This is a genomic window from Leptospira yasudae, from assembly GCF_003545925.1.
In the GTDB taxonomy this organism is placed as follows: Bacteria; Spirochaetota; Leptospiria; order Leptospirales; family Leptospiraceae; genus Leptospira; species Leptospira yasudae.
Map to the genome: position 1 here is coordinate 140,626 of NZ_QHCU01000003.1, position 24,375 is coordinate 165,000.

At 45.4% G+C, this 24,375-nt stretch carries 21 protein-coding genes (1 of these 21 only partly in view); 9 read left to right on the plus strand and 12 right to left on the minus strand.

The annotated features are described in order from the left end of the window. Positions 1 to 174: 174 nt before the first annotated feature. The gene (locus DLM76_RS09390) at positions 175 to 1,338 is read left to right on the plus strand and encodes an acyl-CoA dehydrogenase family protein (protein WP_118955578.1); all 1,164 of its coding nucleotides are present in this window, start codon (positions 175 to 177) and stop codon (positions 1,336 to 1,338) included. A 97-nt stretch (positions 1,339 to 1,435) separates the two neighbouring features. On the opposite strand, the gene DLM76_RS09395 is transcribed toward DLM76_RS09390, so the two are convergent. The 4 genes from DLM76_RS09395 to DLM76_RS09415 form a co-directional block, all read right to left on the minus strand. Then, entirely contained in the window at positions 1,436 to 2,044 is a 609-nt protein-coding gene (locus tag DLM76_RS09395) for a Crp/Fnr family transcriptional regulator (RefSeq protein WP_118955577.1), read from the minus strand. A 209-nt stretch (positions 2,045 to 2,253) separates the two neighbouring features. After that, positions 2,254 to 3,102: an alpha/beta fold hydrolase gene (locus DLM76_RS09405; RefSeq protein WP_118965266.1), complete on the minus strand. Its 849-nt coding sequence runs from the start codon at positions 3,100 to 3,102 to the stop codon at positions 2,254 to 2,256. A gap of 155 nt (positions 3,103 to 3,257) precedes the next feature. Further along, positions 3,258 to 4,256 (minus strand): sigma-70 family RNA polymerase sigma factor, encoded by a 999-nt coding sequence (locus DLM76_RS09410; protein WP_174714580.1) that lies wholly within the window; start codon positions 4,254 to 4,256, stop codon positions 3,258 to 3,260. A 2-nt stretch (positions 4,257 to 4,258) separates the two neighbouring features. Further along, positions 4,259 to 5,455, minus strand: coding sequence for an NAD(P)/FAD-dependent oxidoreductase (locus tag DLM76_RS09415; protein WP_118965044.1), 1,197 nt, complete (start codon positions 5,453 to 5,455; stop codon positions 4,259 to 4,261). A gap of 202 nt (positions 5,456 to 5,657) precedes the next feature. On the opposite strand from DLM76_RS09415, the gene DLM76_RS09420 reads away from it, so the two are divergent. After that, positions 5,658 to 6,608 (plus strand): cytochrome-c peroxidase, encoded by a 951-nt coding sequence (locus DLM76_RS09420; protein ID WP_118955573.1) that lies wholly within the window; start codon positions 5,658 to 5,660, stop codon positions 6,606 to 6,608. Between the two features lie 96 nt (positions 6,609 to 6,704). Here DLM76_RS09420 and DLM76_RS09425 read toward each other — a convergent pair whose 3' ends face one another. Continuing rightward, positions 6,705 to 7,133 (minus strand): MarR family winged helix-turn-helix transcriptional regulator, encoded by a 429-nt coding sequence (locus tag DLM76_RS09425; protein ID WP_118955572.1) that lies wholly within the window; start codon positions 7,131 to 7,133, stop codon positions 6,705 to 6,707. 110 nt (positions 7,134 to 7,243) lie between these two features. Here DLM76_RS09425 and DLM76_RS09430 point away from each other — a divergent pair, with 110 nt between their 5' ends. Both DLM76_RS09430 and DLM76_RS09435 read left to right on the plus strand, forming a co-directional pair. Further along, on the plus strand, positions 7,244 to 8,035 hold the full coding sequence (locus DLM76_RS09430; protein WP_147455788.1) for a hypothetical protein: 792 nt from the start codon (positions 7,244 to 7,246) through the stop codon (positions 8,033 to 8,035). A gap of 35 nt (positions 8,036 to 8,070) precedes the next feature. Further along, complete coding sequence (locus tag DLM76_RS09435; RefSeq protein ID WP_118955570.1) at positions 8,071 to 8,703, plus strand: class I SAM-dependent methyltransferase; 633 nt, start codon at positions 8,071 to 8,073, stop codon at positions 8,701 to 8,703. An 8-nt stretch (positions 8,704 to 8,711) separates the two neighbouring features. Here the strand turns inward: DLM76_RS09435 and DLM76_RS09440 are convergent, their stop codons facing one another. Then, positions 8,712 to 10,397, minus strand: coding sequence for a TolC family protein (locus DLM76_RS09440; protein ID WP_118965046.1), 1,686 nt, complete (start codon positions 10,395 to 10,397; stop codon positions 8,712 to 8,714). 21 nt (positions 10,398 to 10,418) lie between these two features. Here DLM76_RS09440 and DLM76_RS09445 point away from each other — a divergent pair, with 21 nt between their 5' ends. Continuing rightward, positions 10,419 to 12,563 (plus strand): thioredoxin domain-containing protein, encoded by a 2,145-nt coding sequence (locus DLM76_RS09445; RefSeq protein WP_118965267.1) that lies wholly within the window; start codon positions 10,419 to 10,421, stop codon positions 12,561 to 12,563. 219 nt (positions 12,564 to 12,782) lie between these two features. On the opposite strand, the gene DLM76_RS09450 is transcribed toward DLM76_RS09445, so the two are convergent. Genes DLM76_RS09450 through DLM76_RS09465 form a run of 4 tightly spaced genes read right to left on the minus strand, consistent with a single transcriptional unit; the run spans position 12,783 to position 17,112 of the window. Beyond that, on the minus strand, positions 12,783 to 13,988 hold the full coding sequence (locus DLM76_RS09450; RefSeq protein ID WP_118965047.1) for a hypothetical protein: 1,206 nt from the start codon (positions 13,986 to 13,988) through the stop codon (positions 12,783 to 12,785). Beyond that, on the minus strand, positions 13,966 to 15,504 hold the full coding sequence (locus DLM76_RS09455; RefSeq protein ID WP_118965048.1) for an MBOAT family O-acyltransferase: 1,539 nt from the start codon (positions 15,502 to 15,504) through the stop codon (positions 13,966 to 13,968). The genes DLM76_RS09450 and DLM76_RS09455 overlap by 23 nt, the downstream gene beginning before the upstream one ends. Before the next feature lie 36 nt (positions 15,505 to 15,540). Continuing rightward, positions 15,541 to 15,912 (minus strand): ribosome silencing factor, encoded by a 372-nt coding sequence (rsfS, locus tag DLM76_RS09460; RefSeq protein ID WP_118955566.1) that lies wholly within the window; start codon positions 15,910 to 15,912, stop codon positions 15,541 to 15,543. A gap of 6 nt (positions 15,913 to 15,918) precedes the next feature. Next, positions 15,919 to 17,112, minus strand: coding sequence for an LCP family protein (locus DLM76_RS09465; protein WP_118955565.1), 1,194 nt, complete (start codon positions 17,110 to 17,112; stop codon positions 15,919 to 15,921). Between the two features lie 146 nt (positions 17,113 to 17,258). On the opposite strand from DLM76_RS09465, the gene DLM76_RS09470 reads away from it, so the two are divergent. After that, positions 17,259 to 18,881: a long-chain fatty acid--CoA ligase gene (locus tag DLM76_RS09470; RefSeq protein ID WP_118965049.1), complete on the plus strand. Its 1,623-nt coding sequence runs from the start codon at positions 17,259 to 17,261 to the stop codon at positions 18,879 to 18,881. Between the two features lie 83 nt (positions 18,882 to 18,964). On the opposite strand, the gene DLM76_RS09475 is transcribed toward DLM76_RS09470, so the two are convergent. Next, positions 18,965 to 20,983, minus strand: coding sequence for an Lcl C-terminal domain-containing protein (locus tag DLM76_RS09475; RefSeq protein WP_118965050.1), 2,019 nt, complete (start codon positions 20,981 to 20,983; stop codon positions 18,965 to 18,967). Positions 20,984 to 21,162: 179 nt separating this feature from the next. Between DLM76_RS09475 and DLM76_RS09480 the strand changes: the two genes are divergently transcribed. Both DLM76_RS09480 and DLM76_RS09485 read left to right on the plus strand, forming a co-directional pair. Then, a complete protein-coding gene (locus tag DLM76_RS09480; RefSeq protein WP_118965051.1) occupies positions 21,163 to 21,726 on the plus strand; it encodes a TlpA family protein disulfide reductase in 564 nt (187 codons plus the stop codon). A gap of 24 nt (positions 21,727 to 21,750) precedes the next feature. Continuing rightward, a complete protein-coding gene (locus DLM76_RS09485; protein WP_147455789.1) occupies positions 21,751 to 22,872 on the plus strand; it encodes a hypothetical protein in 1,122 nt (373 codons plus the stop codon). Between the two features lie 232 nt (positions 22,873 to 23,104). On the opposite strand, the gene DLM76_RS09490 is transcribed toward DLM76_RS09485, so the two are convergent. After that, positions 23,105 to 24,007: an Lp29 family lipoprotein gene (locus DLM76_RS09490; protein ID WP_118965053.1), complete on the minus strand. Its 903-nt coding sequence runs from the start codon at positions 24,005 to 24,007 to the stop codon at positions 23,105 to 23,107. A gap of 135 nt (positions 24,008 to 24,142) precedes the next feature. On the opposite strand from DLM76_RS09490, the gene DLM76_RS09495 reads away from it, so the two are divergent. Then, positions 24,143 to 24,375, plus strand: partial view of a DoxX family protein gene (locus DLM76_RS09495; RefSeq protein ID WP_118965054.1) — the 5' portion only. The gene runs 151 nt beyond the window's last position; the window shows 233 of its 384 coding nt (coding positions 1–233); the start codon lies at positions 24,143 to 24,145; its stop codon lies beyond the right edge, outside the window.

Here is a 24,375-nt window from a genome sequence, read left to right on the forward strand (position 1 = left end):
TTTTATTTTCGTTTGCCGAGGGGGAATTCTTCGTTAGAAAATTCTAAATTTAGAATGAATAAAAAAGGAGAAAAACAACCCTACACTCGGTTTTTTCCCCTATATTTTGGTTTGATCTAATCGCCGTTAAAAAAAAAGTAGGATCAGAACACTCTCGTAAGAAGGGACAAACCGATGTACCAGGAATTTACCGAACAGCAGATCGAAATCAGAGACCAGATCCGTAATTTCGTGAAGAAAGAAATCACACACGAAGTAGCGATCCACTGGGACGAAGAAAATAAACATCCCGAAGAACTCATCAATCGTATGAGAAAAGAACTGGGAGTCAACGGTTTGACCATCCCTGAAGAATACGGCGGCTGGGGACTCGGCTCCGTTGAACAGTGCCTCGTGACCGAAGAACTTTCCAGAGGATGTCTCGGAATCTCTCTTTGTTTCGGTTATACTGGTCTTGGAATCCTTCCTATCTTAAAAGGAGCTTCTCACGAGCAAAAGAAAAAGTGGCTTCCTCCGGTCGTTGACGGAGAATACGGAGTTTCTTTCTGTCTTTCCGAGCCCGGCGCAGGATCGGACGTTCCCGGCATGAGCACGACTGCCGTTAAGAAAGGCGATAAGTGGGTCATCAACGGAACCAAGCAGTGGATCACCGGCGGTGGTAGCGCAGGAGCTTATACAGTATTTGCATATACCGATAAAGGAAGAGGAACCAGAGGTGTTAGCTGTTTCTACGTTAAAAGAGACACTCCCGGTTTGACCGTCGGTAAGAAAGAAGACAAACTCGGAATCCGTGCATCCGATACACGTCAGATCATCTTCGAAGATTGTGCCGTTGAAGAAGCGAACATGATCGGAAAAGAAAACTTAGGATTTATTTACGCACTTCAAACTCTGAACGCTTCTCGTCCTTACGTTGCTGCGATGGGAGTGGGCGTCGCTCAAGCGGCTCTTGACTATGCATCCAAATACGCAAGACAAAGAGAGCAGTTCGGATCCAAGATCTCCAGCTTCCAAGCGGTTCAGCACATGCTTGCGGATATGTCGATCGGTCTTGAAACTTCTCGTCAAGTTACTTACCTTGCTGCAAGAATGTCCGATGCGGAAGATCCAAGACTTCCAAAGTATTCCGCGATCGCAAAAGCGCACGCTTCCGAAACCGCAATGAAATGCGCTCTGGATGCGGTTCAGATCTTCGGTGGATACGGTTACACAAAAGAGTATCCTGTTGAGAAACTGATGAGAGACGCGAAGATTCTTTGTATCTTCGAAGGAACGACTCAGATTCAAAAGAACGAGATCGCAGCTTACGTTATCCGCGAGGCGGCATCCGCAAAATAAGAATTCACACAGATTGCCGCGTATGATCGCGGCAAGAGTGCGATTCGCAAAGGCGTCCTGAATGGGCGCCTTTTTTTGTTTTGAAGTATGCTTTCTGTTAAATGCGATTTTTCGAACGAATCCGACTCAAAGAAACCGGGGTAATTCCGAGATACGAAGCGATATGATATTGAGGGATCAGCTCCTCGATATTCGGGTATGTCGTTTTCAAAAGCTCGTATCTTTCTTCCGCGTTCAAAGCGAGAAGTTCGTATTCTCTCTTTGCCTTTTTTAGAAACAAATTTTCCGCAACTATGCGGCCTAATCTTTCCCAAGCGATATGAGTTTCAAACAAGGAAGCGAGTTCGGAAAAATTTGCGACGGCGATTTTGCAATCGGTGATCGCGCGTATATTGCAGGTCGAGGGTTGTCCGGAAAGAAGATCGAAATAAGAGCCCGTAAATTCTCCGGGGAAATTGAAACTCTTGATATATTCGTTCCCATCGGATGTGAGATAGTATTCCCGCAATACGCCGGAAAATACGAAGGCGAACTCGGTGGGAACTTTTCCTTGTCGGATTAAAAAATCTCCGTATGACAGATCCCGTATCGAATAAACAAGACCGGCTCGTCTCCAGATTTCGATCGGAATCGGAGAGATGGAATTCACTTTTTCGTAAATCGTCCACCACTCCGCGCTGTCTTCTTTGACTTCAAAATCGTCCACTCGATTGAGTGAAGCGGGAAAGAAATTTTTGGCAATGATTATTGAAGGAGAGTATTACCTTTATCGCGATTTCTCTCGTAATTTTTTCCGAATCTTATCACAACGAGGTCGGAAAGAATTTTCCAAAACGAATCGACGATCGTTCGGATCGTCTTTGTATTAGCAAAAAGACGGACGCTTTTTGGGAAGGCGACCGTCTTCGATTGGATTCAGAGAATCGATCGTAAAAACGGAAGTGCGGCTTCTAAAAATCCTTTCGGATCTTCCGCAAACGGAACGTGACCCGTTTTTAAAAACACAAGTTTCGAACCGACGATCTTTTGATGCAGCCTTTCTCCGAGTTCGGGAACGATGACCGGGTCGTTTTTCCCCCACACGATCAAAGTAGGCGCCGCGATTTGCGAAACCCTTTCTCGTAGATCGTGTCTTTCATCTCCGAAACTTTTCCAAATTGCGGCCCGGATGTTCGGAGAACCGTCAATTTCCTTTTTCTCTCCGATTCGATTCAAAATGGATTTCGTATATTCGTTTTCGACTTTGATGTAGTAGTTCGGAAACGAATTCCAAGTCGCGTTCGTAAACCAAAGGGTGCTCATCAGTTTTACGAATATTTTCGTCTTAAAATCGGGGTCGTTGAGCCCGCCCGTATCGACGAGAATCAAACCTTTCACTAAATTCGGTTTGTCTAATGCGATTTTCATCGAAGCGAATCCGCCGAGCGAATTGCCGATAAAAACGGCTCCTTCGGGTGCGAGTTTTTCGACGATTTCAGAGAGAATCTCCGCGTATCCGACGGCGGATGCGGAATCGAACGGTTTCGGAGAACCGGATTGTCCGTGACCGGGCCAGTCGAGGCTGATAACCCTATAATATTTTTCTAATGTAGGAATCACGGCGTCGAAGTCGCGGTGTTCGTGTCCCGGTCCGGCGGAATGAAGCAATACGATCGATTTTCCTTTTCCTTGGATCCAGTAAGCCACGCTTCCCATGCGGGTTTGGATATACCCGCTCGGCTTTTCGTTGGAAACGGTTCTTGGTTCTTCGATTGCGGTTTGCATTTCCTGTCCTCCCGAACACGCGATGATCCATCCGATCATAAAGATCGCTGCGGTACGAATTCGATTTTTCATACGCTCGAGTTTGGATCGGGAACGGAAAAAAGTCAAGATGCTAGGCGTTCGAAGCGCCTGGAATCCGATTATCCTATGATAATCTACTTTTTTCGGGTAATGGCCCAGTGAACCAATTTCAACAAGGGTTTGGTCCAAACGGGAGGACTCGGGTTGTTGAGTGAAGTTTTCGGAAACAGGAGAAAAAATTCGAGAGGAACGATGATTTTCTTTTCTAAAAGCTCCTTCCGATTTCGATACGCCTGAAGCTTATCTTCGTTTAACATCGTGTAGATGGAATTGATTCCGTTTTCGTCGATCAGAAACGTTCTGAGATACACGGGTCTTCCGTCCTTGTAAACGAGGAGACTTTCGGCTCCGTTGCTTTCCGTGTAATAAAGTTCCGTATTCGTATACACAGGATTTTTGGAAGTACGGATGAGAAAGGCGGCCACTCGTTCCTTTCCGAACAGAGGAATTCTCGCTGCGTGAACCTTACCGCCTCCGTCCGACCAAAGAACGATTTCTTCCTTTAAGAACGGAAGAAGAAGTTCCGGTTGTCCTTTGGAAGAAGCCAAAAGAAAATTATGAAGCAGCTTTCGTTTCGTTTCCTTATCGGGTGAAAATTTCCTTCGATCCGATTTCAGAGCTTCCTTCGCGCGTTTGAGGGTTTGTCTGCAATTTTCCTGCGTTTTTCCAACGGCTTCCGCGATGATTTTATAATCCAGTTCGAACGATTCGCGCAGGATAAATACCGCGCGTTCAATCGGATTCAATTTTTCTAATAGATGGAGAAAGGCCAGATCCAGCGTTTCCGGATCCGGCTCTTCGATTTCGGGCGAAGTCGGAATCGGTTCCGGCAGCCAAGGCCCGATATAGGTTTCTCGTTTGTTTTTCACTTTGCGAAGTGTGTCGAGGGATAGACGCGTGGCAATCGTGGATAAGAAGGCTCTCGGTGAACGGATTTCGTTGGAACCTGATTTTTCCCAACGTAGAAACGATTCTTGAACGATATCTTCCGCGTCGTTGACGCTTCCGGTCATTCGATACGCGATCCCGAAAACGAGAGACTTGTGTTCTAAAAATTGCCCGAGTCTATCCACGATCATTTCTCCGATTCGGTCGCAAGAACGGCGGTTCCGTATTCTTCCTTGGTTTCAGGAAAGGATTTCCAGAAATAAAAATCGAACCATTTTTCAAGTCGGAACGAAAGGATCGTGAATTTACAAATCAATTCCTTGATCCATACGGCGCTTCGTTCGGTCCAGATTTTCAAAGTAGGGGAATCGTCCGGTTCGGATTCTTGGATTACTCCGTCCTTTCTTCCAAGACTTACGTTTCTTCCCAGATAAGCGAGGGAGAAGGGTGCGATTCCTTTTTTGGATTTCGCGCCGAGTCGATGCGAAAGTCTTTCCGCCGCGTAGATTCCCATCGGAAGCGCGGTCGCACAAGCCATTCTCAAATGATCGTAACCGGAAGAAACCACTTGCACACAATCGCCCGCACCGATGATTTCGGGATAATCCTCGACTTCGAGGAATTGATTTACGTAAACCTGACCGATCGGATTGGTTCTGAGGCCCGATTGCCCTCCCACTTTGGAAGCGGAAAGTCCGTTCGATAAAACGCAGAAATCGTGTTCGATTCTTTTCCCATCCGCGGTTACGAGCGCATCGTCTTTGTATTCCATAATTTTAGAATGTTCTAAAATTCTTACGTTTTTATTTTCGAAAAATTCCCTCAGCTTTTTTTGTGCGGGAACGGAAAAACCTTTTCCCAGAGGATTTGCGTCCACGAGCGTCAGTTGAAGGTTCGGAAAATTCTCCGCAAGTTCAGCGGCGGTTTCGATTCCGCTCAAACCGGCTCCGAGAACGGTAATCTTCGCGTTCGGATTCGATTTTAGAAGTTCGTGCAACTTCGCACATTCTTCCGCTTCCGAAATTCGAAAGTAAACGTCCGTGTTGATTTTTGCAGCGGATGATCCCTGCACTCCGAGAGAATACACGAGGTGATCGTATTTCAAAACGGAACCGCTTTCGAGAACCACGCGTTTGGATTGCGGTTCGATCTTTGCGATTTTCTCGATTACGAGTTTTACGTTTTTATGAAGAAGCGATCGTACGGTATACGTGTTTTTGAGAGTTCCCGCGAGCAGTTGGTGGTTTCGTATTCTTTCCTGAAACGTTTCCTGAGCGGTGACCAATACGATCTCAATCGGAAGTTTTTTTCTGACAAGACGATTGGCTGCGATGATCCCTGCGTAACCTCCGCCTGCGATCAGTACGGTTTTGATTTTCGACATGTTTGCCTCCTGTTCTGAAAGGAAGACGCAGATCCTAAGGATCGTGTGACAAAGAATGAAATTTTTTCTTTCATAAATCGCGTCGGATTGTGAGCTATAAAAAGCGTCTTTCTTTTTAACTCGAAATATGTAATCAGAATTGTTCTAAATTCGAATTGACAGAAGAAGTTCCCGTTCGAAACATTGACCCAGGATGGTCCATATGCTTAGGATTTTGTCCATTTTTCTTCTGATTTCGCTTCTATTCGCGTTTAGCGGCTGCAAAGAACCGGTTCAAAAAGCCGAACTGGAAGGTTTTGTGGTTAAGAACATAATTCATCCCAACAACAATCCTTATAACAAGGACAAGGTCGAATTGGGAAAACTGCTCTATTTTGATAAGCGACTTTCACTCAAAGGGGATACGAACTGCGCGATCTGTCATTCCGTGGAACTTCAAAACAAAGAGAAGAATTCCGTTCCCCGCAATAAGATTCATAATTCTTCCGCTCCTTCTTTGACGAACGTAGGTTTATATAAGGACGTATTCACCGATCCACAGGCGAACGATCTGGAAGAGATCGTAAAGGAACGCGTTCACACGGCGGTTATGCTCAAGGACGAGAAGACGATCGTCGCAAGACTCAATCAGGTTCCCGAATACCGCGAACTTTTCGAAAAGTCGTTCGGTTCCCCCGGGATCACGATGGATCGGATCGTAAAGGCGATTTCCGCTTTTGAAAGAACCATCGTTTCCAAAAATTCCAAGTTTGATCGTTACGTGATGGGCGAGGAATCCGCTCTTTCTCCTGCTCAAAAGCGCGGGCTCGACGTATTCATGAACAAAGCGAAGTGTTCTCAGTGTCACAAAGGCCCGAACTTTTCCGATTCGGAAAAACATACTACCGGATTGAAAGGAATTACGCAAACCGTGCGGACTCCGAGTCTGCGGGACGTGAGTAAAAAGAACGAATTCATGCACAACGGAGAATTTACGAAACTGGAAGACGTCGTGGACCATTTCGTAAACGGCGGATCGAAGGGTTCGATCGAGGATCCTCTTCTCAAACCTTCGGCGATCACCGAAGAAGAGAAAAAGGATCTGATCGAGTTTCTGAAATCCTTGGAAGGGGAATCCCATCCATTAGAAATGCCTAAAATTCCTAAGGCTTAGAATATTTCCGATTCGGTTCTTTCGACCCGGATCGGAATCGTTCGTTCGCTATCTTTCCTATCGAAGATTCTTTGATTCCTATTTTTCTCGTAAACTCTAACTTCCGGAATCCACTTTTTCCAGCAAAGAAATCAGAATTCGTCTTTCTTCGTAGGTCGTATTCTTATAAATCTTCGCGAACATCTTTCTCGAAGAACGAATGACTGCGGATCTCGCCGCTTTACCTTTTTCGGTCAGTACGATTTCGGAAACGCGCGAGTCCTTTATACTTTTGAATTTTTCTACGTAACCTTTTGCGATTAATTTTTTAACAAGCTGCGTAACGGTGGATCTATCTCTAAAAATTTTTTTGGAGATGGAAGTCATGGACTCCGGCATCTGATTCCGCAGAGCGCAGAGTACGGCTCCTTGAGGAGGACTTATATCCTTATATCCCTCTTTTTCGTAACTCAAAGAGAGACTGAAGAAGATTCTTTCCGAAATTCCCGAAAGTAAGTGTACGATCTTTTCAGGTTGCACGCTCATACAATGCGCCTCCTAAAAATGCTTTGTACCAAAAGCAAATAATGAGATCGGCGATTCTTCACAGAACCAAATACGTTGACCGATTTCATTCGGGATATACACAAAACGTTATGAAACAAACTTCATCCATTTCTGACTTTGAAAGTGTTGAAATCAACGAAAAATATTGCGGACCTCCTATGAGCGGAAACGGAGGATATGTCGCGGGTATTACCGCCAATCAAATCGAAAACGAAGCGGCGGTGATCAAAATTAGGGCGCCCGCTCCGTTGAACGAAGCGTTGTACTATTCGCGAGATCCGAATCAATCCGGAATTAAATTATTGAGTAAAGGCGCGAACAAAGTGATCGCCGAAGCGCAAGAGGATTCCGGATTTTATATGGACGTTCCCGAATTGAATTCTTCCTCTATAGAAGACATTCAAAATCCGAAGGAGGAATATTTAGGATTTCAAAAACATCCTTTTCCAACTTGTTTCGTATGCGGTCCGAACCGAAGGCACGAAGACGGGATGCGGATCTTTCCGGCAAAAATATCGGATCAAGTCGGTTTTACCCATCTGCACGGAGCTATGTGGAAACCTTGGAAGGATTTACGCGGGCCCGATGGAAAAGTTCGCAACGAAATCGTATGGGCGGCTCTGGATTGTCCCGGAGGCTTTGCCGTTTCTTACGTGGATCCGACTTTGATCGTTTTAGCAAAGTTACGAGGACGATTGTTGGAAAGTATCGTTTCGGAATATTCTTATGCGATCCAAGCCTGGGAAATCGGAAGAAATCGCAGACAGAGAATTGCGGGGACAGCCATCTATCGGATATCGGATCACAAATGCGTAGCCTATTCCGAGGCGCTTTGGATGGTTCCGGGAAATTGGAATCCTGAAAACAAAAAAGAATTATAAAATTCGAATACAATCAAAACAAAGAGGATCTTGTTATGTGTGTACAAAAGACGCCTACCTTAAGCATCGTGAACGCCTTTATTTTTCAGACTCTACAAAACTATATACATTACAAATATCGAAAGATCAAAAGAGATCTTTTTGAAGAGTTGCCCGATACCGTGGTCGAACTCGGTCCGGGTGTGGGTTCGAATCTGAGATATTTTAAGCCGGGCACCACTTTACTTGCCGTCGAGCCGAACCTAGGAATGCATTCTCGTTTGAAAAAGAATTCGGAAACGTATTCGGTCAAACTGGAGCTGATGAATTTATCCGCGGAAAAATTACCTTTCTCGGATTCTTCCGTGGACGCAGTGGTCTGTAGCTGGGTTCTTTGCACCGTTGAAAAACCCGATCAAGTTTTAAAAGAGGTGAAACGTGTATTGAAGCCGGGAGGAAAATTCGTTTTCTTGGAGCATGTTGCGGCGGAACGCGGATCTTTCCTTGAATGGATTCAAAAGATCGTTTTGAAGCCTTGGAAGTGGCTTTTTGAAGGTTGTCACTTAAACCGAGACACGAATCAAACTTTGAATCACGCCGGATTTTCGAGTTTAACAATCGAAACGATTTCTATACCCACGTTTTTTCTTCCGATCCGTCCTCATATATACGGGACTGCGATCAAATAAGTATAGAGTTATTTCTGTCCGGAGGCTGCTGCTGCGGCTTCGAGTTGAGCGGGGTCCGCCATCTTCAACATACGATCGATGATATCGTTTACGTTCACTCCGAACTTCTCAAAGATATGATTCTTTGCGAGTTCGTAACGGAGAATGTCGATGTTCATCTGAATCTTAGCTTGCGTAACCTGTAATTCGGATTGGATCACGTTGTCCAAAGCGTTTTTCACGGCGACTGCGGTAAATCTTCCTTGGCGAAAACGTTCGGAAAGGCCTCTGTAGAATTTGTTGGCTTCTTCCTTTCTTTTTTTCGCGCCCTCGAAGATATCCTTACCCGATTGAATCGCGGCATAGCGGTTTTCTAATTCTTCTTTGATGGAGAGTTTGAGTTCCGCTTCTTTTTTCTCCAAGTTTTCCACATCCATTCTGGCATTGCGGATATCGGCTTTGATCCCTTTATCCCAAAGCGGATACGAAAATTGGAACGCGGCATACGCCTCGGGATACTTGAAGGAAGCGATTCCTCGGTTGGTATCGGTTACGTTTTGCTGAGGAGAAACGATGTTCTGTCCTCTCGTAGAATATGCCCCGGAAAGTTTCAAAGAAGGCATGTCTTCCGCTTCTTTGATTTTCAGATTGAGTTCGGCGATCTCTCTTTGTTTGCGGAGGTTTTTCAGATCGGTTCTATGTTCGAGCGCGTAAAGATAATCCTTTTCCACGTTAAAGTCGGTTGGAACGTTCTCTTGCAGATCGGTAACGCCTTCGATTTTAGAAGTAGGGTCGGCGTTTAAAATACGGATTAAATTCCGTTCCGCTTCTTTTCTGGAAACCTTCGCCTTTTCCAAATTCCCTGCGGTTTGAGAAAGAATGGAACTCCAGAGATTGACTTCGAAGCCTTCGGAAAGGCCGAGATTGCGCTTTCTCGCGGTCAAATCGCGGATGTTCTTTGTGTTGGATTGCAGATCTTCCAAGGTTTTCACGTTGGAATCGTAAATATTCAAACTCCAGTATTGAACCAAAGTTTGGACGACGAGCTGGGAAAGAATAAAGACCAATTCTTCCCGTTTGATCACCGTGTTTTGTCTTATGATGGCTTCTCTTTCTTTTTGCGTCTTTCCAAAACTGTATTTCAGAATTTCCTGACTCAGAGTAAGGGTCAACGCGCTCGTGTACTGCGGGGGAATCGCTAAAAAGCTTAAATTGGAAGGAGTCGTCACCGGATCTTCGAAGGCGCTCGTATCGAAACGGGTTGTGCTCGCTTCTAATTTTGCATACGTTCCGGTTTTGAAATTCTTCTCAACACCGACGCTGATTTTATCCTGACTTTGTCTCGTTCCTAAAAAGATGTTGTTTCGGTTATTTGGAAGAGTCGTTTTGAAGACCGTGATTCCGCCGATTAAATTCCAGGTGAATTGGGATTCGTTCTTGAGTTCCGCGCCGTCCGCCTTAACGTATTCCATCTTGGCGTTTTGGATCGTAATGTTCTTTTCAAGAACGTGATTGACCGCTTCTTTGAGGGTAAGGCGCAGTACCTTTCTAGAATCGTTCAGGTTCCCTGCGGAAGATTTTTTTTCTTCTTCTGCGTAGGTTTCTTCGGGTAGAATATCCTCGCCGATTCTAGGCTGCGTTACTGCAAAAAGGATGGTTCCGAAAATGAGAAGGTTTCTGAATTTTCTGCGAGTCCTTTCCTTTTTGTGGTCCATGTAAGTGCCTACTTAATGGACATGGTTGAATGTAGGAAGTTTTTTACAAATCGAAAAATGGATTTTGCGAGTCCAAAAGAGAACAATTCAATGAAATTAAATTCCAATCAGCCCAATCGGCTATCCAAAGAAAAAAGTCCGTACCTCCAACAACATGCGAACAACCCGGTTGATTGGTTTCCTTGGGGTGAGGAAGCCTTAACCAAGGCAAGAGACCAAGACAAACTTATTTTCTTATCGATAGGTTATGCGACTTGTCATTGGTGTCACGTGATGGAACGCGAATCCTTTGAAAATCAAACGATCGCGGATTATCTCAATGCACATTATGTGTCGATCAAAGTGGATCGGGAAGAAAGACCGGACATCGATCGGATCTACATGGACGCGTTGCACGCGATGGACCAACAGGGAGGCTGGCCGCTCAATATCTTTTTGACTCCGGACGGAAAGCCGATTACGGGAGGGACGTATTTCCCGCCCGAGCCGCGCTATGGGAGAAAGAGTTTTTTAGAAGTTTTGAATGTCATTCAACAGGTCTGGAACGAAAAGCGTCAGGAATTGATCAAGGCTTCGTCCGAACTTTCGGATTATTTAAAGGAATCCGGAGAAGGGCGGGCAGCCGAAAAAACGGAAGGCGATCTGCCTCCGGAAAATTGTTTTGATACGGGTTTTTCTCTCTACGAAAGTTATTACGACGCTCAGTTCGGCGGGTTCAAAACCAATCATGTCAATAAATTTCCGCCGAGTATGGGGCTTTCGTTTCTGCTTCGGTATTATCATTCTTCCGGAAATCCAAGGGCTCTGGAAATGGCCGAAAACACGCTTTTAGCGATGAAACAGGGCGGAATCTACGATCAGGTGGGCGGCGGATTGTGTCGTTATTCCACGGATCATCACTGGCTGGTTCCGCATTTCGAGAAGATGCTCTATGACAATTCTTTGTTTTTGGAAACGCTGGTGGAAGCCTCTCAGGTTTCTAAAAAGATTCCCGCGGGTTCGTTCGCGCTCGACGTGATTTCGTATCTGCATCGCGACATGAGAATGGCGGGAGGAGGAATCTGCAGCGCGGAGGACGCGGATTCGGAAGGAGAAGAAGGTCTTTTTTATATCTGGGATTTATCCGAGTTTCGAGAAGTCTGCGGAGAGGATTCTCCCTTGTTGGAAAAATATTGGAACGTAACGGAAAAGGGAAACTTCGAAGGGAAGAATATTCTGCATGAACGGTATCGCGCCGCGACCGCGGATCTCACCGAAGACGAATTGAAACGAATCGATTCCGTTTTGGAAAGCGGCCGAAAAAAACTTTTGGAGCGGAGAAGCAAACGAGTCCGTCCGTTGCGCGACGATAAGATTCTCACTTCTTGGAACGGACTTTATATCAAAGCGCTCGTCAAGGCCGGAGCCGCGTTCGGGAACGAAGAATTCTTACGTCTTGCCGAGGAAACGTATTCGTTTCTGGAAAAAAATCTGATCGATCGAAACGGGCGCATCCTGCGTCGTCATCGGGACGGAGAATCCGGTATATTAGGATATTCGAATGATTATGCGGAGATGATCGCGGCTTCGATCGCGTTGTTCGAAGCGGGACGCGGAGTTCGATATCTGAAAAATGCGAAGCTTTGGATGGAAGAGGCGATCCGATTGTTCCGTTCTTCTTCCGGAGTTTTCTTTGATACCGGAAACGACGGAGAGGTTTTGCTCCGCAGAAGTGTGGACGGTTATGACGGCGTCGAACCGTCGGCGAACAGTTCTCTCGCGTACTCTTTGGTGAAGTTGTCCGCACTCGGAGTCGATGCGGATCGTTATCGCGAGATCGCGGAATCGATCTTTCATTACTTTACGAAAGAGTTATCTTCCTATGCTCTGAGTTATCCGTATCTTTTGTCCGCGTATTGGACTTACAAACATCGTTCCCAGGAGATCGTTCTGATTCGCAAGAATGCGGGCGCGGGAAAGGAACTTCTGGCCGCGATTCAAAAGACGTTTTTACCGAACGCGGTCGTCGCGGTGGTGAACGAAGACGAATTGGAAGAAGCGAGAAAACTTTCTTCGTTGTTTGAAGCGAGAGACTCCGGAGGAGACGCGCTCGTTTATGTCTGCGAGAATTTTTCCTGTAAACTTCCGGTGCGGGACGTTGCGGAATTGAAACAGCAGATCGGGTAGGGATTTGTCGGAGTTCCTACGGGATCTTCCGTAAAACGACGGCCCCTCCCTGATTGGGTGGTGGAGGTGGGTTGGCGGGGAAAAATCGGAGAATTTTCCTATATCAGAAAATTCTCATATCTGCAAGAGGAATTTTTGCGAGCGTCCCTGCAGGAACTCCAACAAAATCATCCGACAAGGTTTGATCGAAGCGAACTTTGTCGGGACTCTATGTTTTTTCTAATATCCCAGCTTATGAAACATCTCGTTCGTGGCCTTCGCCCCTTCGCAGTTGAGATGGATCTGATCCGAATACGATTCCGGTTTCATAAACTGCTTTTCAAACTGAATCACTTTGAGGTGCGGATATTTCGTCTTGAGAGGTTCGAAAGCGTTCCAGAATTTCGTAAAATAACCGGTCGGTTGGATGTAGTCCGGAAACGGCATCACCAAATAAACGACTTGGATGTTTTGCTCCTGCGTATAACGCAGAAAATCTTCAAAGGCCGCAAAGTCGAAGCTCGGCTCCGTTTTGTAAGGAGCCAACACTTCTTCCTTGAGTTTTTCCTGGCTCATCTGATATAAGATCGCGTGTTGCGGTTTCATTCGATCCGAAATGTTCAAACCCCCGTTTTGGAAGTTCAGCTTTTCGGAAATCCAACGATTGTCCCTGTAATTGCTTTCCGGCGGAGAACACTGAGGCGTATAAAGTTCTTCGCAACCGCAGTCGAGTTTCATTTTCGCTTCGGCCGGTTTGTAATTCTCGTATGAGAAAACGTTTAAGAGCGCCTTTCTATAACGGTATGTGGAGAATGCGTTCGGGATCGAAGCGGAAAGAACGTAGAGAAGTTCGGGGCCTTTGTATTGTTCGATCATTTCTCCCAGGGAGAATAAATGAAGAATCCTATGCGAAAAGAATTTCCAGTTGATTTCGGAAACCGTTTTTTGCAGGGTAGCGGGTCCGCTCTCCATAACGAAATTCTTATAGGTTAAGCCGGAAACGAAACGGTTCTCCAAATATTCAGGAAGGCTCATATTCGGTCTTACGTATTTGATGAGAGTCGGATCGATGATCGGCTCTCCGTATCCGCGCGTAATCAGTCCCGGACTGGACGCGAATAGAATGAACTCCGGCTTTTGATTTCCCGCTTTTAAATATTTGGCAAGATAATGCGTATAATATCTCGCGCCCATCGCCGGAAGGCTGAAGTTATATACTTTCGATTCCGGAGAAGGAACCAAGGACATGCTTCTGGAATCCCCGAAGATCAATCCTTTGTAGTCGAGGGCTCCGGATTCCATTCTCTTGCGGACGTTGTTGACTAAAAAGACTTCCGTATGTTCGTAAAAATAAATCTCCGTAAACCGAGCGACGAGCTCGATCGCGATTACGATTCCGAGAACGATGAGGACGACCTTATTCTTAAAAAGCGAAGTAAATGACATTTTTGCCGAACACACCTTTTAGAACTATGCAGTAAAAGAAAAAGAGATAGGTCAAAACCCGAATCACTACGGGTTTTTCGAATATAAAGAAAGCTGAATTATTCTTAAAATGGAAATAATCCCAGATAAGAAGAGGGCCGATGACCTTGACGATTTCGGTGAAATAATTGGCTACGCTGATCTGATCGTTCGGCCCGCGCAGGGTAAAGAAATTCTCCAGAATGCTGGAAAGAAGAATTCTCGCGTGCTGGCCGTCGTAGCTTCTGAAAAAGATGGAAGTCATCGCGAACATGAACGTAGTGAAAAAACAGGACCAGAAGAAAAAACTCTTCGTAAAGAATGCGTGGTTTAAAAACGGGAATCTGCTTTTTGCGGAGAGTTTTAAACGCTCGAACGATTCCTTAAAGATCATATAAAGGACGATATAAAGACCGCACGCTAGTCCCCAAAATGCGAAGTTCCAACTCGCTCCGTGCCAAATTCCCGAAAGTCCGAAGATTATGAATAGGTTTCGGAAATTATAAAGCCGACTCACCTTGCTTCCGCCTAACGGGATATATACGTAATCAGTGAACCATCGGTTGAGAGTGACGTGCCATCTGCGGAACAATTCCCGGAAGTTGACGCTGAACTCCGGTGTGATGAAATTCTCGCTTAGATTGAAACCGAGTAAAAACGCCGAACCGCGCGCAATGTAGGAATAACCCGCAAAGTCGCAGTAGATCTGAAAGAAAAACGCCAAGAACGCAAGAATCGTATGAATCGCGGAGTGGCCTCCCGCTAAATCCGGGTTGGCCTTGTAAATCAAAGGATTGTCGAGGAACACTAAATTGACGAGTTCCGCGAGATTGTCCGCGACGTAGGTTTTCATATAATAACCCACGAGAAGCAGCAAACATCCTTTGTAGAAAAGATCGAGATTGATCTTCCGTTCTTCCTTGATTTGCGGAAGAAGGTCTCCCGCTCTTTCGATCGGACCCGCGACCAACTGCGGAAAAAAACAGACGAATAGGGAGAAGTCGATCAGATTCGTGTCCGCTTTGAGTTTGCGGTAATAGACGTCGATCACGTACGATAAGGTCTGAAACGTAAAAAAGCTGATCCCGACCGGAAGAATGATCTGAAGAAAGGTCGCATCCTGGAATAAGGTCGGATCTTCCACGCCGAAAAGTCCGGCCGAGGTCTTTACGGCGACGCCCAAATTCTCTATAAAGAAATTATAATATTTGAAAAACCCGAGCATTCCCATGTCGATGATGACTGCGAGAAACAAAAGCCATCCTCTGATCTTCGGCGATTCTTTTTGTTCGATGAGAAGCGCGATGTAAAAGTTCGAGACGGAAACGGAGATGATCAGAATCAGAAAGATCCAATCCCACCAGCCGTAAAACGTGTAGGAGGCGATCAATAGAAATACGTTTTGGAGTTTGACGGAGGTTTTTCTTGCCGCGAAAAAATAACAAACCGCCAATACGACTAGAAAGAAGTAGATAAAGACCGCTGAGTTAAAGATCATTTTCGACGGACCGATCCGGAGGGAACGGCTTCTCCTTTAGAGTTCCATTCTCTTGGCGTCGCGCCAGAGTCTGTCTAAATTATAATATTCTCTTTTTTCCGGAGTCATGATGTGAATGATGATTTCTCCGAAGTCCAAAAGCGTCCAACCCGAGTTCGCGGAAGTTCCGGTTTTGTCGGCTTCCTTGTGGGTTAGTTTATATTCTTTTAATGTCTTTCTGACTTCTCTCGCGACCGCGTTCGCTTGAACTGCGGAGTTCACGGTGCAGATTACGAAGTAACTCAGATAGCTGTTCACGCTTTCGAGGTTTAAGATGCTGACTTCTTCGCACTTTTTATCCACCATGATGTCGTGGATGATCTGAAGAATTTCTTTGGTTGTCGGATTTTGTTTTGGGGCAGGGCTCATCGGTCTCTATTTTCTCGGTTCGTAATCGGAGCCTACGACGACGGTCGCGTCCAAACCCAGATCCTTTCTTAATACGTGGTGTACTTCAGCTTTTTCTAATACTGTCGAAATGCGGTCCATGATCGCGGTGTTGCCCGAACGATCGATGACCACCGTTTTCGGAAATCCTTTTTTCCAAGCGTTGTCCGCTGCAAGAACCTTGATTCTTTTATCGGAAAGAATTCCTCGAACGTCTTTTGCAAGTCCCGCGACTTCGGTGCCGTTCAACACTTCCGTTCTTGCAAATTCCGCGTCCGCAAATACGTCGGAGTTCATGTCCTTGGAGAATTTTCGGAACGCTACTCTGGCTCTTGCGATGTCCGTCTTCAGGAAAAGTCTTTTCGTCTTAGGATCGTTAGCCGGTTCTCCGGGAAGTTCCGCGATGCCGAACTGGATTCTTCTTGAATTGGCAAACTTAACAAGACTGACGAAATCCTCTTTGGAAAGATCGGATTCGATGAGGCCGTGCGCAAATACGAGAAGCGGAGTCGTTAGGAATTCTTTCTTTTGCGAGAGAGTTTCATACAAGGTAAGAACGACGCTTTCTTGACGGCTAATTCTTTCCAAATAATCCAAGGTCTCTTTTTTATCCATCTTAACCGTGTAGTCGTACACGTCTTGACCGGACATCGTATAAACTCCCGGATCGCGATTGTATTCCGTAGAGTTGCGGACGGTTTTGTTGTCCGTATAAACGCTTAACCCTCCGAGAAGATCGACGATGCGAATCCAGTTCGAAGCGGAAAGAGAAATCGTATAATGCGGCTTGGTTCCGATCAGATCGGTGACGGCGCTTTTGACGGAAGACTTGGCGCCCGACTTGAGAAGATCCAAAGAATCGTCCGGATCATCGAACGAAGTGATCGGGTGGATGAAATACAAAGCGCAGCGGTTGTTGGACGGAAAGAGAGTCGCTAAAAGACCGAACTCGTATTCTTCGTTGTCGCCTGTCGCGTGAAAGAGAAAGTAGATCGGTTTGCCCGCTGCGATTTTTTCTTCCAGTCCGGTGCGATTGAATTTGCTGATTAAAAAGATAAGGGCCGAAAATAATAAAATTCCCGCCGCGATATAAAGCAACCAACCCGATTTCTTTTTAGAAGTGTCTTTTGACTCCAAACGTGCGCTCCGATTCCATTTCAAACCGGAAAACCTGACTGTCAAACGGTTATTTTCCGAATTGTATCCCGTTTCAAAACCGAAGAATCATAGTTCCGATCGGTCGAACTTTTATTGACGAACTTCGATCGATTCTGAAAATCCAACGAACCCATTCCACTCCAATCGGCCCATTGCCCGAGGTGATCTTTATGAACTCAACGATGATGAATTATCAACTGACCGTTCCCGCGATTTTACGAAGGGCTTCCGAAGTTCATCCGGAAAAAACGATCGTAACCAAGATGAACGACGAATCGATTCATCGATACACGTACGGAGAATTTTATTCTCGGACCACGAAGTTAATGAGCGCGTTGAAGAAGCAGGGAGTTCGTCCGGGCGATCGAGTCGCCACGTTCGGAATGAATCACTATCGACATCTGGAGATTTATTTCGCGGCTCCGTCGATGGGAGCCGTTCTTCATACGTTGAACGTGCGTTTGTTTCCCGAGCAGCTCGTATTCATCGTCAACGACGCGGAGGATTCCGTGATCTTTGTGGATAAGAGTTTGAGTAAGGTCCTTGGCGATCTGCTTCCTGAATTTAAGAAGAAGCCTAAGTTCATCGTGATGGACGATTTGGAAGCGACCGCGGCGGCGCCTTTGCCGGATGCGATCGACTACGAAACGTTTCTGAAAAGCGGAGACGATTCATTCACCTTACCGGAGTTAGATGAGAATACCGCCGCGGGAATGTGTTACACGTCCGGGACGACGGGTAATCCGAAGGGCGTGGTTTACAGTCACCGTTCGATTTATCTTCACAGCATGTCGATCTGTATGTCCGATAGTCTCGGGGTTTGCGAGAAGGAAACGATTCTTCCCGTGGTTCCCATGTTCCATGCAAACGCCTGGGGGATTCCGTTCGGCTGCGTGATGACCGGAGCCAAACTCGTGTTTCCCGGCAAACACCTGTTAGGTCACGGACTCGCTTCTCTTTTGGAACGGGAAAAGGTAACGATCGCCGCGGGTGTTCCCACGATTTGGAACGTGCTTTATCAACATCTTAGGAAGAATTCTTACGATCTAAGCGGACTGCATACGATGATCGTGGGAGGTTCGGCCGCTCCTCAATCCATGATCGAAGGATTTCAAAAGGATTTCGGAATTCATATTCTCCATGCATGGGGAATGACGGAGTTATCTCCCGTCGGAACGGTCTGCAGACTCAAAACTACGATGAACGATTTGGGAGAATTAGAAAAATTGCATATTCTTGCCAAACAAGGTCCGGCCGTCGCGGGAGTCGAACTCAGAGGAATCGACGAACAAGGAAAGGACATTCCCAAGGACGGAAAAACTCCGGGAGAATTGATCGTACGGGGCCCTTGGATCACCGCTTCGTATTACGGAAATCCGAGCCGCGAATCGTTTACGGAGGATGGATGGTTTCGAACCGGGGACGTCATCACGATCGATTCAAATTCTTACATTCAAATCACGGACCGGAAAAAAGACCTGATCAAAACGAGAGGAGAATGGATCTCGAGCGTCGAAATGGAAGCGCAGGTCTTAAAGGCGCCCGGAGTATTGGAAGCGGCAGTGGTCGCAAAACCGGACGACATTCGAGGAGAAGTTCCCGTTGTTTTCGTCGTCGCGAAAGAAGGGGAAAGCGTGGATAAAAAATCCGTGCTGGAAATCTTAAAGGAAAATTTTGCGAATTGGCAATTGCCTCACAACGACGACATCCGTTTGATCGACGCGATTCCGAAAACGAGCGTTGGAAAATTCGATAAGAAGGTTTTGCGTGCGGGATTGACCGGACATTCTTGAAGCGATGCGAAGGCGAGTGCGTTGCAACGGGAGAAGGAGAGTTGTCCACCGAAAACAACGCGCAATCTTCTTATTCGCGAGAATTACTTCAAGCAGCGAACCCCGGCGTAATTGCTGAGATGATCCCAGCGGATCTCGCCTTTGAAGATATCCAAGTTGTAAGCGCCGTTGGCGCCGATGGAAATCGTGGAAGACCAATACCGTCTGTCCGCGCCGTTGTCCGTCCAGGATTCCGTTTCTCCGCTTTCATACGAATCTTCGAGTTCTTCGATGGTGGGAAGACGCAAATCCCTGGAATCGCAGATTTGGCTGGCTTGATACCAGTTGAAATTGCCGTCGAAGATCTGCCAGGAATTTTCCTTCGAGATCAATTGCCGTTTGATCCGTTTCTTTTCGATCTTTGATTTTGGAATATTCGAAGATTGGAATGTATTTTTTTCCGAGTCGGAGGTCGAAGTCGTTTCCCCTTGGAAATGAATGCTGAATAGTTTTTTGAATTCCTTGTTGGGATTCGCGAAATTCGCGGACGTTTCCAAAAGATCCTTGAGTTTGGATTTAGCGGAACCCCAGAAAAGGCCGGTTTTTGATTCCCAGTCGGCTCCGAGACGATGACTGTTGATGATCTGCGTGGGATTACGCGATTCCAATCCTTCGTGCAAAAGAGAATCCAATTGTTCCTGAAGAGAAATCGGGTTTTTCAGTTTTTGGTTTACCCGTTTGATTTCTTTTTTGATTTTATCGATCTGCAAAAGAGCGGCAAACTCCGATTTGGCGAGAGAGTCGATCGCTTCCCGAAACGCGCCGTGAATCCGGTTTTGATGCGTTTCTTTTTCGTCTTCCGTCGGCGCCAAGGCTTCCGCGGTGAATTCCTTTTCAATCAGAAGATACAAGGTTTCGAGACGATTCGTCAAATACGAACGTCCCGTTTTTTCGGCGGTATCGGACTTTTTTTCGATCGCTTCTCGGAGCGCAACATAGGGAGTTTCGTTTTTGAGAGAAAGATCCTTTAGAAGATTTGCATATAGTTTGGAGGCGAGGGAGAAGTCGAACTGGGAATAAGCCTGATCCGCTTCCTTCTCCCGAAGAGAAAAGATCGTAAGTTCCATCTTTTCCTTTCGTTCCTGGATGCTCTGCCGAATCTGAAGTTGTCTGTGTTTTTCGGGAACTTTTGTTCCGTATTCTTCGCCTAACGCAACGTAGTCGTTGAGACGTTTCTGTAATTCTTCCGGATTGAGTTGCCCGGAGCCGAAAAGGGTTTGGTCGGCTTCGTTGATCTTTTCCTTATATTCCAAGCTGTAGTTGTTGGTGACGTTCTTTTGAACTTCTCGGATAAACGGTTCGAGTTTTTGTAAGGATTCTTGGGAAAGACGATCGTTGAACGCCTTTAAAATCCGTTCGTAGATTTCGTTGGACTCGGCGTAATCTTTCGCGAGACTGAGTTTGGAGGCGTCGTTTAATTCTTCCCTTACTTCCTCCAAAACTCCTTCGAGGATTTTATCCGAAGTTTTAAATTCCATGGAGTTTAAGTTCGTTCCGGGAACGGGTTTGATCTTTAAAAAGGCTACGCTCAGGTTTCCGTTTACGGAAGCGGGAGCCTGTTGATGATCGAAGTTGTATTGTCTGACTAAAAGTTTTTTACCGGATTCGGAAGCGTAGTAGTCCAAAAGGAACTCGGGGAATTCCATCTGAAACGTGGACTTAATGGAATACATTAGGGTTTTTGAATCTCTTGTCTGATTGCGGAGGGAAACGTAGACGAGTCCGTTCTTGGAGGAGATCGTTCCCGAAATCACTTCGTTCGCGTCTATCGCGTCGGCGATCTGTTTCATGCAGATTTCGTCCGAGCAGTTCATCTTCTGCAGGGCTTCGACTTGTTTATAAAGAATCACGAGAGATTCGTCGTCTACGATCGTATACTTTCCTTCGAAGTTTCTGAGAACCGAATTGATGATTCCGTTTCGGAATCGGTTTTCCAAACCCGCGCCGAGATTTCCTTCGGGACTCAGTTTGTGGACGTAGATTTTGGACGGCTTTGTTTGCGCGAGTAGGGCGCTCGAGGTGCATACGAAAGAAAAAAATATAAGAAGAAGTCTAACGTACATCCGTTTGCTCTCAGTCGAAGTTCGATCGATTTGAAAATTTCGTCTGCGTAAAAAAAAGGAAAACTTCTTAATATCAAAACGCCGATCGAAGAAAAGTAAACAATTATTTGAGATCCGGAAAATAGGATTTACAATCTTTTCGGCGTAAAGCCGATTAGAAGTTCGGAAATCGAAACGGAATGAAAACGCTTATCAAAACTTCGAACGCGGTTCGTTTTTCGGAAACTCTGTTTCGTGGAAAATTTCTTTCCTTTTGTTTGTTTTTGATTCTTTTTACGGGAACCGTTTCGGCGGAGCCCCTTTCTAATTTCGCTTTTTATAATCTCAAGGAAGAAAGAATCATACTTTCTTCCTCTCTCAGCGATCTTTCCGAAAAGGACGTTTTGATCCTGAATTTTACCGGTTCGACGTGTCGTCCCTGCAAGGAGCAAGTGCCGATTCTTTTGGATCTTACGAAACGAACGAATCTTTCCTTGGCCGGAAAAGGAAAGGTTCTTCTTTGGGTCGTATTCGTAGGGGACGATTTTAGGACCGGGAAAGAATATTCCGAATTTCTAAAGTTGCAAAACGCCGCGGAAGTTTTGGTCGATCCATTGTCTTCGAGTTATTCTCAGGTTAAGATCGTAGGCTTGCCCACGGTTTTGATTCTGAATTCGAAACAGGAAATTCTTTTTAAATCGGAAGGATTTCAGGAGTCGAGTACGGCGGCCCTGAAACGTTTTTTAAATTCTTTGGGAAAATAAATGCAAAGAAAGAAGAGGCGGGCGATGAGGATTTCATTTTTTAAGACGTTCTTCGTCACGGTTACGCTTGTTTTGTTTCAATCCTTTTGCGCCGTTCAGACTAAACAAAGCGAACCCGGTTATGTCGAGGTCGAAGCGGAAGGCGATAATCCGTCGGACGCGGAGAAAAACGCGAAGATGGAAATGATCCGTCAGGTTCTGGGGACGAACGTGGAATCTCGTTCGTATCTTTTGGATTCTTCCTCTCTTGTTCATATCGTGGAAACCTCCGAGGTCGGTTTGGTGAGAAGATATCGCATTCTGGAAACGAAATATTCAAAAAATAGAATGCAAATCCGGGCGAGCGGGATTGTGGACGAAAAACGTCTGGAAGAGTCGATTCAGGAACAATATCGGCTTTTGGGAAAACCGAGAATTCTTCTTTTGGCCTCGGAAAAGTTCGGTAACGAAAAGACAAACTCCACTCGGACGATGCTTGAGTCGAAGTTGATTTCCCAATATCCGAGCTTCGATTTTAGAAACGTTTCCCGGGAAGAATTCAAAAATTTGAATGTGATTCCGATGCGGTCGAAAGACTCGGATCTTTTTCCCGTCTTGGAAGCGGCTCGAAAGAGCGGAGGAGAGCTGTTGTGGATCGTGGATTTCTCTTCGAAAGAGGGGGAGAAACTCGCGGAAGGAACGGAATTGAAAAGTATTTTTGCAACGATCGATTTTCGGCTGATCGAAATCGTTTCCGGTAAAACCCTCGTTTCGGGAAATCTCCAAGGCGGTAAACCGGCCATCAACCTTCAATACGGTTCGGAAAAAGCGTTGGATCTACTTCTTGTCGAGATGAAGACTTCGCTTATCAAACAGCTCGCTGAAAAATGGAAGCGAGGCAATACGATTCGAATCGTTTTGGAAAACGTATCGTATGAGGATTCCGTAAAGAACGACCTCTTTCAGTCGATTCGTAATATCAAAGGCGTGAATTCTTTGAACGAAAGAGGAGTGGATGCGCAAGGTAGAATCGTGTTGGAAGTCGGCGCGCTTTTGGACGGTGGAAAGTTGTTTTCCATTCTCAAGCAGATGGAAGATCGTTCCGGTTTTTCCTGGGAAGGAAAAGAAATTCAAACTCAGTTTCTTCTTTTGAAAAGAATGAAGTGAATTGCGAAATCTGCGTCGAGACGGTTCGTGCGTGTGTTTAGGCGACGTTCGACAATGCTTAATCTCGTTGCCGATCCCTAAGCTTTGAAAAGTGTGATAGAAAGAAAAAATCTACCGTTTCGCAATAGTTACGACTAAAGACATTGCCGAAGGTCAGTGGAAATTACAATAGTAATCCTGAATGTAGTGTCCGGATTCGATAGTTAAATGAAACAAATCCGGAGATAAATTCTTATTTATTTGGGTTTATTATAGAGTGAAATTCTCTTTCGAATTCAATAAGCATAGGTTCATATAGTCGAATTCGATTTGCTACGCTCTTTCTATTTTCTTCTTCCGTCGCTCCAAATAAATTTCCTTCACCTAAATCAGGGTTCCACCAAGCAACCGTCATGTTATATAAGCTAGTGTCCTCCCATTTTTTCAGTAAGTTTAATTTCTCATCATATACGAATATGGTAAGTTCAGTTTGACCTTCTGTCCACCAGGGGATAGTGAATAAAGAAAAAGCACCCAAAAAGAATGTCGGTATCCCTTTGGCTAGCGCCAATGGGCCTCCTGTAGTGAATGGCGGACCGAAAACGCCCACGATATAATATTTGACATCTCTTCTTTTCAATTCACATTCGTATTTGGTTTGATCACCTTCTCCGGTCACTTTGATTTTAACTGCTTTAGATATCTCATCTATACCGGAAGCTTTTACTAATTGTAAGTAATTAGAGCAAAATTCATTCGCATTCTTTTTAGATACGCTGCTATTTAATCCTGCTTCTGGTATTTTCTCGATTGGCGTTCCAATATTTTTAAGCGAGAATTTGAAATCATGCTCGTAATTCAGTAGTGCAGCATAATGCATTGTCCTACCAGTAGAGCCAATGTATTGACTTTTAAATGGATAAAATCCAACTAATGCGACTTTATTAGGATCAGTCTTAATTGATAGATTAGTTTCCGCACTTTCCTTTAAAGGTCTCACATAATATCTGATACAATTCGTAACAAGTATCAATTGCAAAACGATAATAACATTTCTAATCACTAATATTTCCTCTTTTTGTATATTAAATATTACCAATGGTTCTTTGTTTGTCTGGCGTAAAGCATAATTCTTTCGGCTAACGTACGCTTCCACGACAGTCGTCTATTTCCGTTAAACCGACCACAACTATACTCGTCTAAGCGACATTCGCCGATTTCTTATTTCCCGCTTTCGTAATATTGCATAGAACGATTGCAAAAAAATGCGAGTCATTGAAACTTACGCATTATGACAAGGCGAAACATCATCATCTATTGGATTTCTACTCTCTGGCTCGCGTTAGGGATGCTGTCCACCGGAATCGTTCAATTGCTCAAGATGGAAGGCGAGGTGGAATTCATTTTGAAATTGGGTTATCCCGGTTACTTTCTCACCATCCTAGGCGTTTGGAAACTTTTGGGCGTCGTTGCGGTGTTGATTCCGAAAAATCCTTTGATCAAAGAATGGGCTTATGCCGGTTT